Source organism: Kitasatospora mediocidica KCTC 9733 (assembly GCF_000744225.1).
GTDB lineage: Bacteria > Actinomycetota > Actinomycetes > Streptomycetales > Streptomycetaceae > Kitasatospora > Kitasatospora mediocidica.
In genome coordinates this window covers 87,882-101,418 of sequence record NZ_JQLN01000004.1, presented here as the reverse complement: position 1 = coordinate 101,418, position 13,537 = coordinate 87,882, and the positions used below count along the sequence as shown (strand labels likewise).

8 protein-coding genes are annotated in these 13,537 nt (G+C 73.4%); all 8 read left to right on the top strand.

Going from position 1 to position 13,537, the window contains the following annotated elements; genetic code table 11:
* Window positions 1–49 precede the first annotated feature (49 nt).
* The 8 genes from BS80_RS08340 (at window position 50) to BS80_RS08305 (ending at window position 13,524) form a co-directional block, all read left to right on the top strand.
* A complete protein-coding gene (locus BS80_RS08340) occupies window positions 50–1,765 on the top strand; it encodes an acyclic terpene utilization AtuA family protein (RefSeq protein ID WP_035796970.1) in 1,716 nt (571 codons plus the stop codon).
* Window positions 1,762–3,360 carry an acyl-CoA carboxylase subunit beta gene (locus tag BS80_RS08335; protein WP_035795061.1) on the top strand — a complete coding sequence of 533 codons (1,599 nt, stop codon included), beginning with the start codon at window positions 1,762–1,764 and terminating at the stop codon, window positions 3,358–3,360. Before BS80_RS08340 ends, BS80_RS08335 begins: the two co-directional genes overlap by 4 nt.
* Before the next feature lie 97 nt (window positions 3,361–3,457).
* Window positions 3,458–5,419 (top strand): acetyl/propionyl/methylcrotonyl-CoA carboxylase subunit alpha, encoded by a 1,962-nt coding sequence (locus BS80_RS08330; RefSeq protein ID WP_035795059.1) that lies wholly within the window; start codon window positions 3,458–3,460, stop codon window positions 5,417–5,419.
* A gap of 62 nt (window positions 5,420–5,481) precedes the next feature.
* Window positions 5,482–6,663 carry an acyl-CoA dehydrogenase family protein gene (locus tag BS80_RS08325; RefSeq protein WP_035795057.1) on the top strand — a complete coding sequence of 394 codons (1,182 nt, stop codon included), beginning with the start codon at window positions 5,482–5,484 and terminating at the stop codon, window positions 6,661–6,663.
* 111 nt (window positions 6,664–6,774) lie between these two features.
* Window positions 6,775–8,349, top strand: a complete 1,575-nt coding sequence (locus BS80_RS08320) for an AMP-binding protein (RefSeq protein ID WP_035795055.1) — start codon at window positions 6,775–6,777, stop codon at window positions 8,347–8,349.
* 149 nt (window positions 8,350–8,498) lie between these two features.
* A complete protein-coding gene (locus tag BS80_RS08315; RefSeq protein WP_035795053.1) occupies window positions 8,499–9,116 on the top strand; it encodes a TetR/AcrR family transcriptional regulator in 618 nt (205 codons plus the stop codon).
* 158 nt (window positions 9,117–9,274) lie between these two features.
* The gene (locus BS80_RS08310) at window positions 9,275–10,825 is read left to right on the top strand and encodes an aldehyde dehydrogenase family protein (protein WP_035795051.1); all 1,551 of its coding nucleotides are present in this window, start codon (window positions 9,275–9,277) and stop codon (window positions 10,823–10,825) included.
* Window positions 10,826–11,010: 185 nt separating this feature from the next.
* Window positions 11,011–13,524 carry a SpoIIE family protein phosphatase gene (locus BS80_RS08305; protein WP_063771926.1) on the top strand — a complete coding sequence of 838 codons (2,514 nt, stop codon included), beginning with the start codon at window positions 11,011–11,013 and terminating at the stop codon, window positions 13,522–13,524.
* Window positions 13,525–13,537 lie beyond the last annotated feature (13 nt).

Here is a 13,537-nt window from a genome sequence, read left to right as displayed (position 1 = left end):
GCGGACGAAGGGGTGCGTGGTGGGCGAACTCGACCTGGCAGGGCGGCAGATGCTGCGGATCGGCAATGCCTCGGGGTTTTACGGGGACCGGTTCTCGGCGGTGCGGGAGATGCTGACCGGGGGGCCGTTGGACGTCCTGACCGGGGACTATCTCGCCGAGCTGACGATGCTCATCCTGGCGCGGGACCGGCTGAAGGACCCGCGGGCGGGGTATGCCAAGACATTCCTGCGGCAGCTGGAGGAGTGTCTCGGGCTGGCCGTCGAGCGCGGGGTGCGGATAGTGGTCAACGCGGGTGGGCTGAACCCGGCCCGACTGGCGGAGGCGATCCGGGAGTTGGCGCAGGCGCAGGGGTTGGCGCTGCGGGTCGGGCATGTGGAGGGGGATGATCTGCTGCCCAGGGCGGCCGAGTTCACCGATCCCGCCGGCGCGACCGGGCTGCTCGCCGCCAATGCCTACCTCGGCGCCTGGGGCATCGCGGAGTGCCTGCGCTCCGGTGCCGACCTGGTGGTCACCGGCAGGGTGACCGACGCGGCGCTGGTCGTCGGGCCGGCGGCGGCGCACTTCGGGTGGGGGCGGGGCGACTTGGACGCGCTGGCCGGGGCGGTGGTGGCGGGGCATGTGCTGGAGTGCGGGGCGCAGGCCACCGGCGGAAACTACTCCTTCTTCACCGAGCACGACGTCACCCGCCCGGGCTTCCCGCTCGCCGAGGTGTACCCGGACGGCAGTAGCGTGATCACCAAGCATCCGGGCACCGGCGGTGCGGTCACCACCGGCACCGTCACTGCGCAGCTGCTCTACGAGACCGCCGGACCGCGCTACGCCGGGCCGGACGTGACGGCCCGCCTGGACACCGTACGGCTGACGCAGGAGGGCCCGGACCGGGTCCGGATCAGCGGCGTGCGCGGGGAGGCGCCGCCGCCGACGCTGAAGGTCGGGCTCAACCGGATCGGCGGCTGGCGCAATGAAGTGACTTTCGTCCTCACGGGGTTGGAGATCGAGGCCAAAGCGGCGCTGGTCCGCACGCAGCTGGAGCAGGCGTTGGACGGCGTGCGCCGTCCGACCGAGGTCCGCTGGACGCTGGCCCGTACCGAGCAGCCGGACGCCGCGACCGAGCAGCAGGCCAGCGCGTTGCTCCAGCTCACCGTCCGCGACCCGGACGCCGCCAGGGTCGGTCGGCCGGTCGGCGCGGCGGCCGTGGAACTGGGGCTGGCGGGTTACCCGGGCTTCCACCTGACCGCGCCGCCGGGACCGGGCGCGCCGTACGGGGTGTTCGAGGCCGTGTACGTGGACGCCAAGCTGGTCGAGCACTGGGCGGTCCTGCCGGACGGGAGTCGGCGCGCGATCGCACCCGCCGAGGCGACCCGTGAACTCGCGGAACTCCCCGACCCGTTGCTCCCTGACCCGTTGCTCCCCGAGCCGGCCGAACCGGGCCCCACCCGCCGCGCCCCGCTCGGCCTGCTGGCCGGCGCGCGCAGTGGCGACAAGGGCGGCGACGCCAACGTCGGCCTCTGGGCCCGCAGCGAGGACGGCTGGCGCTGGCTGGCGCACACCCTCACCGTCCACAAACTGCGCGAACTCCTGCCCGAGGCAGCCGACTTGCCCATCACCCGGCACCTGCTGCCGAACCTGCGGGCGGTCAACTTCGTGATCACCGGTCTGCTCGGCGAGGGCGTGGCCGCGCAGGCCCGGTTCGATCCGCAGGCCAAGGCGCTGGGGGAGTGGCTCCGCTCGCGTCACGTCGACATTCCGGAGGCCCTGCTGTGACCGTCCTGCCGACCCGCCTCGACCCCGGCTCGCCCGACTACGCCGCGCACCGCACGGCGATGCTCGACAAGCTGGCCGGCCTCGACGCCGAGCACGCCAAGGCGCTGGCCGGCGGCGGCCCCAAGTACGTGGAGCGGCACCGCAAGCGCGGCAAGCTGCTGGCCCGCGAGCGGATCGAGCTGCTGCTCGACCCGGACTCGGCGTTCCTGGAGCTCTCCCCGCTGGCCGCCTGGGGCAGCGACTACCCGGTGGGCGCCGGGCTGGTCACCGGAATCGGGGTGGTGGCGGGCACCGAGTGCCTGATCACCGCCAACGACCCGACGGTGCGCGGCGGTGCGAGCAACCCGTGGACGCTGCGCAAGGCGCTGCGGGCCAACGAGATCGCGCTGCGCAACCGGCTGCCGCTGATCAACCTGGTCGAGTCCGGCGGCGCCGACCTGCCCAGCCAGAAGGAGATCTTCATCCCGGGTGGCGCGCTGTTCCGCGACCTCACCCGGCTGTCGGCGGCCGGGATCCCGACTGTTGCGGTGGTCTTCGGCAACTCCACGGCGGGCGGGGCCTATGTGCCGGGGATGTCCGACCACACCGTGATGGTCAAGGAGCGGGCCAAGGTCTTCCTCGGCGGGCCGCCGCTGGTCAAGATGGCGACCGGCGAGGAGTCGGACGACGAGTCGCTCGGCGGCGCCGAGATGCACGCCCGGACTTCGGGCCTGGCCGACTTCTTCGCGGCCGACGAGCAGGACGCGATCCGGCTCGCCCGCCGGATCGTGCACCGGTTGCACTGGCGCCGCGCGGGCGCGGCACCCGACCCGCTCGCCGAGGCGCCGAAGTACGACGAGGAGGAGCTGCTCGGCATTGTCCCGGGTGACCTTAAGGTGCCGTTCGACCCGCGCGAGGTGATCGCGCGCATCGTCGACGGGTCCGACTTCGACGAGTTCAAACCCCTCTACGGGACGAGCCTGGCCACCGGTTGGGCGACCCTGCACGGCTATCCGGTCGGCATCCTGGCCAATGCGCAGGGAGTGCTGTTCTCAGCGGAGTCGCAGAAGGCCGCGCAGTTCATCCAACTGGCCAACCAGCGCGACATCCCGCTGCTGTTCCTGCACAACACCACCGGCTACATGGTCGGCAAGGACTACGAGCAGGGCGGCATCATCAAGCACGGCGCGATGATGATCAACGCGGTCGCCAACAGCACCGTGCCGCACATCTCCGTCCTGATGGGCTCCTCCTACGGCGCCGGGCACTACGGCATGTGCGGGCGGGCCTACGACCCGCGGTTCCTGTTCGCCTGGCCGAGCGCCAAGTCGGCGGTGATGGGCCCCCAGCAGCTGGCGGGGGTGCTGTCGATCGTCGCCCGTCAGTCGGCGGCGGCCAAGGGAGCGCCGTACGACGAGGACGCGGACGCCGCGATCCGCGCCATGGTGGAGCAACAGATCGAAGCGGAGTCGCTGCCGGCCTTCCTCTCCGGACGGCTCTACGACGACGGGGTGATCGACCCGCGCGACACCCGTACGGTGCTCGGGCTCTGCCTCTCGGCGATCCACAACGCGCCGGTCGAGGGCGCGCGCGGTTACGGCGTCTTCCGGATGTGAACCGGCCCATGGACACCGCCTGCGGAGGCCACAGAGCCACAGAGGCCACAGAGGCCATGGAAGCCGCCGACCCGATACGGAGAACAGGAAGCATCGGATGATCACTACCCTGCTGGTCGCCAACCGGGCGGAGATCGCACGGCGGGTCTTCCGGACCTGCCGCGACCTCGGCATCGCCACCGTCGCGGTCCACTCGGACCCGGACGCGGACGCCCCGCACGTCCGCGAGGCCGACGCCGCCGTACGGTTGCCGGGCGCGGCGCCCGCCGACACCTATCTGCGGGCCGACCTGCTGGTGCGGGCCGCCCTGGAGGCGGGCGCGGATGCCGTCCACCCGGGGTACGGATTCCTCTCCGAGGACCCGGCGTTCGCGCAGGCGGTGCTGGACGCGGGGCTGACCTGGGTCGGGCCGCCGCCGCGGGCGATGGCCGCGATGGGCTCCAAGACCGCCGCCAAGCGCCTGATGGCCGCAGCAGGGGTCCCGGTGCTCGGCGCGGTCGACCCGGCCGGGGCCACCGAGGCGGACCTCCCGCTGCTGGTGAAGGCGGCGGCCGGCGGCGGCGGCCGCGGTATGCGCGTGGTCCGCCGACTGGCCGACCTGCCGGGTGAGTTGGCAGCGGCTGAGGCCGAGGCGGCGGCCGCCTTCGGCTCCGGCGAGGTGTTCTGTGAGCCGTATCTGCCCACCGGCCGGCACGTCGAGGTGCAGGTGCTGGCGGACACGCACGGTACGGTCTGGTCGCTCGGTGAGCGCGACTGCTCGGTGCAGCGTCGGCACCAGAAGGTGCTGGAGGAGGCCCCGGCGCCCGGACTGGACGATGCGCTGCGCGCCGAACTGTCCTCGGCGGCAACGGCGGCGGCCCGCGCGATCGGCTACACCGGCGCCGGCACGGTGGAGTTCCTGCTCGCACCGGACGGCCGGTTCTTCTTCCTGGAGATGAACACCCGCCTGCAGGTGGAGCACCCGGTCACCGAGTGCGTCACCGGGCTCGACCTGGTGGCCCTGCAACTGGACGTGGCAGAGGGCGGAATGCTCGCCGCCACCCCGCCGACGGTGCGCGGCCATGCGATCGAGGCGCGCCTCTACGCGGAGGACCCGGCCCAGGACTGGCAGCCGCAGACCGGCACCCTGCACCGCTTCGAGCTGGACGGCGTTCGCTTCGAACTCACCGGCCGGGAGGCCGGGTTGCGGGTGGACGCGGGCGTCGTGGACGGCACGGTGGTGGGTATCCACTACGACGCGATGCTCGGCAAGGTGATCGCCTGGGCGCCGACCCGCGCCGCCGCCGCCCGCCGACTGGCCGGTGCACTGGACCGGGCCAGGATCCACGGGCTGGTCACCAACCGGGAGTTGCTGGTGCGCACGCTGCGCCACCCGGCCTTCCTGGCCGGCCGGGTGCACACCGCCTTCCTGCCCGAGCACGCGGCGGACCTGCTCGCCGGGCCGCCGGACAAGCGCCTGCCGTCACTCGCCGCGCTGGCCGCAGCCCTGGCCGACGCGGCGGCCCGTCCTTCCGCGCTGCCCTCGGGCTGGCGCAACCTGCCGTCACAGTCCCAGGTCAAGCGCTATCTCTCGGCGGACGGCTGTGAGTTGGAGGTCCGCTACCGGCTGACCAGGGACGGCCTGCGGGCCGAGGGCCATCCGGACATCCGGCTGCTGAGCGCCGCGCCGGACCAGGTGGTGCTGGAACTCGACGGTATCCGCCGCACCCTGCACGTCGCCCGCTACGGCAGCCACGTCCACGTCGACTGCGCCGCAGGCGCCGTCGCACTGACCGCGCTGCCGCGCTTCCCGGAGCCGCAACAGCAGCGCACACCAGGCGCGTTGCTCGCGCCGATGCCCGGCACCGTGATCCGCCTCGCGGCCGCCGTCGGCGACCGGGTCGCGGCGGGCCAGCCGCTGCTCTGGCTGGAGGCGATGAAGATGGAGCACCAGGTGGTCGCCCCGCAGGACGGCACGGTGACCGACCTGCGGGCCGTCGCCGGCCAGCAGGTCGAACTGGGCGCGGTCCTCGCCGTCGTCGAGCCCTCCGACCAGGAGAGCGCCACCAAGGCCGCCTGAGCACACCCCAACACCTGAACACCCCAACACCCCAACCCCCTTCAAGCCCGGGAGGACCGGACATGTCCGCACCGCGCACCACCGAGAGCCCGCTGATCGAGACCCCCGAGCGCATCGCGCTCCGCCAGGCCGTCGGGGACCTGGGCCGCCGCTACGGTTCGAGCTACTTCCTGGCCAAGGCCCGGGCGGGCGAGCACACCGACGAACTCTGGGCCGAGGCGGGCAAGCTGGGCTACCTGGGCGTCAACCTGCCCGAGGAGTACGGCGGCGGTGGCGGCGGAGTGGCCGACCTCGCCATCGTGCTGGAAGAACTCGGCACGGTGGGCTGCCCGTTGCTGATGCTGGTGGTCTCGCCGGCGATCTGCGGCACGATCCTCGCCCGCTTCGGCACCGACGCCCAGAAGCAGCAGTGGCTGCCGGGCCTCGCCGACGGTACCCGCCGGATGGCCTTCGCCATCACCGAGCCGGAGGCCGGCTCCAACTCGCACAAGCTCTCCACCGTCGCCCACCGCGACGGCGAGGACTGGGTGTTGAACGGCCGCAAGGTCTTCATCTCCGGCATCGACCGCTCGGACGCCGTCCTGGTGGTCGGCCGCACCGCCGACGCCCGCACCGGCAAGCTCAAGCCCGCGCTGTTCATCGTCCCGCGCGAGACGCCGGGCTTCGAGTACCGTCCGATTCCGATGGAACTCGTCTCGCCCGAGAAGCAGTTCCAGGTCTTCATCGACGACGTCAGGCTGCCGGCCGACGCCCTGGTAGGCGACGAGAACGCCGGTCTGCTGCAACTCTTCGCCGGTCTGAACCCCGAGCGCATCATGACCGCCGCCTTCTCGCTCGGGGTGGCCCGGCAGGCCCTCAACACCGCAGTGGAGTACGCGAAGACCCGCACGGTCTGGGACACCCCGATCGGTGCCCACCAGGGGCTGTCCCACCCGTTGGCCCAATGCGCGATCGAGATCGAACTCGCCCGTCTGATGATGCGCAAGGCCGCCGCCCTCTACGACGGCGGCGACGACCTGGCGGCCGGCGAGGCGGCCAACATGGCCAAGTACGCCTCCGGCGAGGCGGCTTGCCGCACCGTGGACCAGGCCGTGCAAACCCTGGGCGGCAACGGCCTGAGCCAGGAGTACGGGCTGGCCGCCCTGATCGCCGCCACCCGGGTCGGCCGGGTGGCGCCGGTCAGCCGGGAGATGATCCTCAACTTCGTTGCGCAGCACACCCTGGGGCTGCCGCGCTCGTACTGACCGGCCCGCGCGCACGCGTGCGTTCCGCGATGCCCGGGTAACAACCCGGGCATCCGGGGGCGTACCGCTCCTGCGGCCTGAGGGCCGGGATTCCGACGCAAGGAGTAGAAGATGGTGTTCCGCAGCGCGTACCCCGACGTCTCGGCTCTCGACCTGCCGATCCACCAGGCGGTCCTGGGCGGGGCCGCCCGCTTCGGCGACCAGCCGGCCCTGGTCGACGGGGTGACCGGGGAGAGCATCGGCTACGCCGAACTGGCCGCCTCGGTCGGCCGGGTCGCCGCCGCCCTGGCCGAGAGCGGCCTGCGCGCGGGCGACGTGGTCGCGCTGCACAGCCCCAACTCGATCGCCTACCCGGTGGCCTTCTACGGCTGTACCAGGGCCGGCGCCACCGTGACCACGGTCAGTTCGCTCGCCACCCCGGGCGAGTTGGCCGAGCAGCTGCGGGACAGCGGCGCGCGCTGGATCATCACCGTCGCGGCCCTGTTGCCGGTCTCGCTGGCGGCGGTCGCCGAGCTGGCCAAGGACGGCATCGAGATCCGCGAGATCATCACCTGCGACCCGCACCCGGGCCACCGCTCGCTCGCCGACCTCCTCGCCTGCACCGGCCCGGAGCCCGAGGTCACCATCGACCCCGGCACGGACGTGGCGGTGCTGCCCTACTCCAGCGGCACCACCGGCCTGCCCAAGGGAGTGATGCTCACCCACCGCTCGGTCTCCACCAACCTGGCGCAGGTCGACGCGTTGCACTGCGCCGAGCCGGGCGAACGGATCCTGGCTGTGCTGCCGTTCTTCCACATATACGGCCTTACCGCTCTCCTGAACCGCCCGCTGCGCTCGGGCTCCACCGTCGTGGTGCTGCCCCGCTTCGACCTGGAGCAGTTCCTGCGCACCGTCCAGGAGCAGCGCGTGGAGGGCCTGTTCGTCGCCCCGCCGATCGTGCTGGCGCTGGCCAAGCACCCGCTGGTGGACCGCTACGACCTCTCCTCGGTGCGCTACGTACTCAGCGCCGCCGCGCCGCTGGACGCCGCGCTGGCCGCGGCCTGCGCCGCCCGGCTCGGCCTGGACACCGTCCGGCAGGGCTACGGGATGACCGAACTCTCGCCGGTGACCCACCTGGTGCCGCTGGACGACCCGGCACCCTCGCCCGGCGCGGTCGGCAAGCTGATCTCCTCGACCGAACTGCGGGTGGCCGCCCTGGACGGCTCGGACGACGACCTCGGCGTCGGCGCCACGGGTGAACTCCTGTTCCGCGGGCCGCAGGTGATGAAGGGCTACTTCGGCCGCCAGGGCGAGACCGACGCGATGATCGACGCGGACGGCTGGTTGCACACGGGCGATGTCGGCCTGGTCGACGAGCAGGGCTATCTGCATGTGGTCGACCGCGTCAAGGAGTTGATCAAGTACAAGGGCTACCAGGTGGCGCCCGCCGAGCTGGAGGCGCTGCTGCTGACCCACCCGCAGGTGGTGGACGCGGCCGTCATCGGTGTCACCGGGGCGGACGGCACCGAGCGGCCGAAGGCGTTCGTGGTGCGCGGCCCGGGCAGCGGGCTCACCGAGACCGAGGTGATCGAGTTCGTGGCGAGCCGGGTGGCGCCGTACAAGAAGGTCCGCGCGGTGGAGTTCCTGGACGCCGTGCCGAAGTCGGCGAGCGGCAAGATCCTGCGCCGCGAGCTCCGCACCCGCTGACCGCCCGCCCGCTGACCGCGCACCCACTGCCGCCCGCACACGACCGCACGCCCGCCGGCCGGCATCCGCCCGGCCACCCCGTCTGCGAGGATCACGGTGGCCGGGCCGAGGACCCGGACAGACCCCGTACGGACCGGAGCGCACCACCGATGACCACCGCCGCCCGCACCCCCCAGCAGGACCGCAGCCGAGCCACCCGCCGCCGACTGCTGGAGGCGGCCGTGGAGTGCCTGGCCGAGCTGGGCTGGAACGGCAGCACCGTCACCGTGGTGGCCGAGCGGGCCGGAGTGACGCGGGGGGCCGCCCAGCACCACTTCCCGACCCGCGAGGACCTCTTCACCGCCGCCGTCGAGCACGTCACCGTCGAGCGGCTGGCCGCCGTCCGCGCCGACACCGGCGAGCTGCCGCCACCCGGCCCGGCCCGCACCGAGGCGGTGGTCGACCTGATCGTCCGCCTCTACACCGGGCCGCTCTTCCGCGCCGCCCTCCAGCTGTGGGTGGCCGCCGCGACCGAGGAGCCGCTGCGGGAGCGGATCGTGGCCCTGGAGAACCGGGTCGGCCGGGAGTCGCACCGCGCCGCGGTGGAGTTCCTCGGCGCGGACGAGAGCTCCCCGGGCGTACGGGAGAGCGTCCAGTCGACCCTGGACCTGGCCCGCGGCCTGGGCCTGGCCAACCTGCTCACCGACGACGGCGCCCGCCGCGCCGGCGTCGTCCGGCAGTGGGCCCGGCTGCTCGACAGCGCGCTGCAGCAGTCGGCCGAGCGGTAGCACGCCCTGCCGTCGGCGGCGTTTGGGGCGACCATGAACAGGCGACCGCGAACAGCCGACCGCAGCAGCGCGCTGCCGCGCACCCGCTCCCCGGACGGGTCCGCGGGCGCTCCCCGGACGGCGGCGCCCGCGCACCCGTCCGACCGGAGGAACGCCCCATGACAACTCTGCGGCTCAAAGCCGGCACGTCCTGGTCCGACACCTACGCCCGCTGCGTCGGCGCCGCCCCGGAGGCGTTCACCCCGGACCGTCTGCTGAACCTGGTCCGGGGCGAGTGGCGCACGGTCGGCACCCCCGGCGAGGCCACCACACCGCTGGACGGCAGCGAGATCCCCGGCCCGCCGCGGATCGACATCGACGAGGCGCACCGCGCGGTGGCCTTCGCGATCGACGAGCACAGCCGATGGGGCGCGGTCCCGCTGGACGAGCGCAAGGCCCGGGTGCTGGCCGCGGTCGAGTCACTGGCCGAGCACCGGGACCTGCTGGCCCTGCTGCTGGTCTGGGAGATCGGCAAGCCGTGGCGGCTGGCCTGCGCGGACGTGGACCGGGCGCTGGACGGCGTGCGCTGGTACCTGGAGAACATCGACCGCCAGCTGGCGGGCCGGGTACCGCTGCCCGGGCCGGTCTCCAACATCGCGAGCTGGAACTACCCGATGAGCGTGCAGGTGCACGCGGAGCTGGTCCAGGTACTCGCGGGCAACGCGGTGGTGGCCAAGACGCCCTCCCAGGGCGGCTTCCACTGCCTCACCCTGGCGCACGCGCTGATGCGCCGCGCGGGCCTGCCGGTCTCCCTGCTCTCCGGCCAGGGCAGCAGCCTGGCCGACGCCCTGGTCCAGGCACCGGGCCTGGGCGCGCTGGCCTTCGTCGGCGGCCGCGCCAACGGGCGTCGGGCGGCCACCGCGCTCGCCGACCTCAACCGGCGGCACTTCCTGGAGCAGGAGGGCCTGAACACCTGGGGCGTCTGGGACTACAGCGACTGGCCGACCCTGGCGGCGCACCTGCGCAAGGGTTTCGAGTACGCCAAGCAGCGCTGCACCGCCTACCCCCGCTACGTCGTCCAACGCTCGCTCTTCCCGGCCTTCCTGGACACCTACCTGGCGGTCCTGGCCGACCTGCGGTTCGGCCACCCGCTGGCCGTCGCCGACCCGTCCGACGCCTTCCCCGCGCTGGACTTCGGCCCGGTGATCCACGCGGCCAAGGCCGCCGAGCTGCGCGCGCACTTCGACGCCGCCGTCGCCGCCCGCGGCATCCCGTTGCACCGCGGGGACCTCGCGGCCGGCTCGTTCCTGCCCGGCCAGTCGCTGGACGCCTACCTCGCGCCGCTCTGCGTGCTGGAGCCGCCGGCCAGCTGGGCGCTGCACCACAGCGAGCCGTTCGGCCCGCTGGACTCGATCCTGCTGGTCGACACCGAGTCCGAGCTGCTGGCCGCGATGAACGCGGGCAACGGCTCGCTGGTCGCCTCGCTGGCCACCGACGACGCAGACTTCGCCGCCCGGGTCGCCCCCGACCTGCTGGCCTTCAAGGTCGGCGTCAACAAGCCGCGCAGCCGCGGCGACCGCGAAGAGGTCTTCGGCGGCCTCGGCGCCTCCTGGAAAGGCGCCTTCGTCGGCGGCGACCTGCTGGTCCAGGCGGTGACCTTCGGCCCGCAGGGCGCGGAGGAGAAGCTGTACGGAAACTTTCCTTCCTACTCCCTCTACCCGCCGCGCTGATCCGGCCCGCCCGGCCGCATGCCCGCACGTCCGGCCATCCGGTCACCGGCGGTCGCGCGCGGTCGCCGCCGCGTCGATGTCCGGGCAGTCTGGTTAGCGAGCACGAGGAAGCAGATACGCGCAGTAGCACGGGGCCCGCCAGGGCCGCGTGACCGGGAACGAGCCGCCTGGGTGGTTTCCAGACCATGCACGCACCAGACACCGGCCCCCCGTCCGAAGGGGAGCACAGCGGGCAGGACCCCGCCGCCGAGGACCGCGAGCGCCTCGACGACGCCCCGCCGACCGACATCGCCCCGGCCCGTCTGGACGGCCACCGGCTGGTCCCGCTCGCCACCGCCCTGCTGGACGCCTCCGGCCGCGTCCTGCACTGGAGCGAGGACGCCGAACAGCTGCTCGGCTGGACCGCCGACGAGATCATCGGCCACTACGCCGCCCCGCTGCTGGTCCGCCCGGTCCACCGCGACGAGGTGCTCGCCCTCTACCAGCGCATCCTGATCGGCCGCCGCTGGTCGGGGGTCTTCCCGGTCCGCCACCGCGACGGCCACGAGGTCGAGCTGGAGTTCCGCACGTACGGCATCGCCGGCCCGGACGGCCGGCCGCTGGTGCTGGCCACCGGCTCGGACGTCCGGGCGCTGCGCCAGGTCGAGGCGGACCTCGCGGTGCTGGACGGCTTCTTCACCCAGTCCCCGATCGGCATGGCCGTCTACGACACCGAGCTGCGCTTCGTGCGGCTCAACGAGGCGCTGGCCAGGATCAACGGGCTGGGCGTCGGGGCGCACCTGGGCCGCCGCATCGACGCGGTGCTGCCGGGGCTGAACGGCGCCGAGATCGAGGCGGTGATGCGCAACGTGCTCGCCTCCGGCGTCCCGGTGGTGGACGCCCGCTCGTACGGCCGCACGCCCGGCGACCCGCGCCGGGACCGCGCCTGGTCGGCCTCGTACTTCCGTCTGGAGGACCCCACCGGCCGGGTGCTCGGCGTCAGCTCCTCGATCATCGACGTCACCGCGCGCTTCCAGGCCGAGGCGCGGGCCTCCCGGGCCCAGGAGCGGCTGGCGATGCTGGCCTCGGCCACCGTCCGGATCGGCACCACGCTGGACCTCAAGCGCACCGCCGAGGAGCTGGTCGAGGCGGTGGTCCCGCGGTTCGCCGACTTCGCCACCGTCGACCTGCTCGACCCGGTGCTGCAGGGCGAGGAGCCCGGACTGCTCGCGCCGGACCAGGGCGTCGAGCTGCGGGCGGTGGCCTCCGGCGAGGCGTACGAGTCGCGGGTCTCGATGCTGGCGGACGAGGTGGGCGAGACCTCCGCTTTCGACTCGCACCGGATGTACACCCGGACGCTGCGCAGCGGGCGCCCGCTGGTGATCCCCCATCTGGACGAACCGACCCTGCGCAGTCTGGCCGCCAAGCCGGAGCGGGTCGGCCCGGCGATCGCGGAGGGCGTCCACTCGTACCTGCTGGTGCCGCTGATGGCCCGCGGGATGGTGCTCGGCGGCGCCGAGTTCGTCCGGATCCGCAATCCGGAGCCGTTCAACGACGCGGACGTCTCGCTCGCCGAGGAGCTGGTCGCCCGCACCGCGGTCTCGATGGACAACGCCCGGCTCTACCGCCGCGAGCGGGAGACCGCGCTCACCCTGCAGCGCAGCCTGCTGCCGCAGGAGATCCACCGCACCCTCGGCCTGGAGATCGCCTACCGCTATCTGCCCAGCAGCGTGGTCAGCGAGGTCGGCGGCGACTGGTTCGACGTCGTCCCGCTGTCCTGCGGGCGGGTGGCGCTGGTGGTCGGCGACGTGATGGGCCACGGCATCCGGGCCGCCGCCACGATGGGCCAGCTGCGCACCGTCGCCCGCACCCTGGCCACCCTGGACATGCTGCCCGCCCAGGTGCTGACCCGGTTGGACGAGACCGCCACCGGGATCGGCGAGGGCCAGTTCGCCACCTGCGTCTGCGCGGTCTACGACCCGGTGGACCGCAGCTGCATGCTCTCCAGCGCCGGTCACCTGCCGCCGGTGGTGATGGACCCGGACGGCAACGCCCGGGTGCTGACCCCGCCGGCCGGCGTGCCGCTGGGGGTCGGCGGGGTGGCCTTCGAGAATATCGAGTTCACGCTGCCCGAGGGCGGCATCCTCGCCCTCTACACGGACGGCCTGGTGGAGCGCCGCGGCCAGGACATCGACGACGGCATCGACGCGCTGCGCCGCACCCTCGCCGAGCGCGGCCGCACGCTGGAGGCGCACTGCGACGCCGTCGTCTCCAGCCTGGTCCGGGGCGGCTCCGAGGACGACATCGCCATGATCATGGCGCGGGCGCTGCCCGTACCGGGTGACCGGATCGCCACCCTGTCGCTCATCGACGAGCGCCGCGCACCCGCGCTGGCCCGCCGCTTCACCCGCGCCACGCTCGCCGCCTGGGGCCTGTCGCCGCTCGCGGACTTCGCCGAGCTGCTGGTCAGCGAGCTGGTCACCAACGCGCTGGTGCACGCGGGGCAGCCGCGCCGGCTGCGGCTCTTCCGCGACCGCGGACTGACCATGGAGGTCGCCGACTCCGCCGGGACCGCCCCCCGGCTGCGCCCGTTCGGCTCGCAGGAGGAGGGCGGTCGTGGGATGGCGCTGGTCAACGAGCTGGCCCACCGCTGGGGCAGCCGGCCCCTCAAGGACGGCAAGGTGGTCTGGGCCGAGCTCGAACTCCCGCTCGGCAGCTGACCCCCGCTGTCCG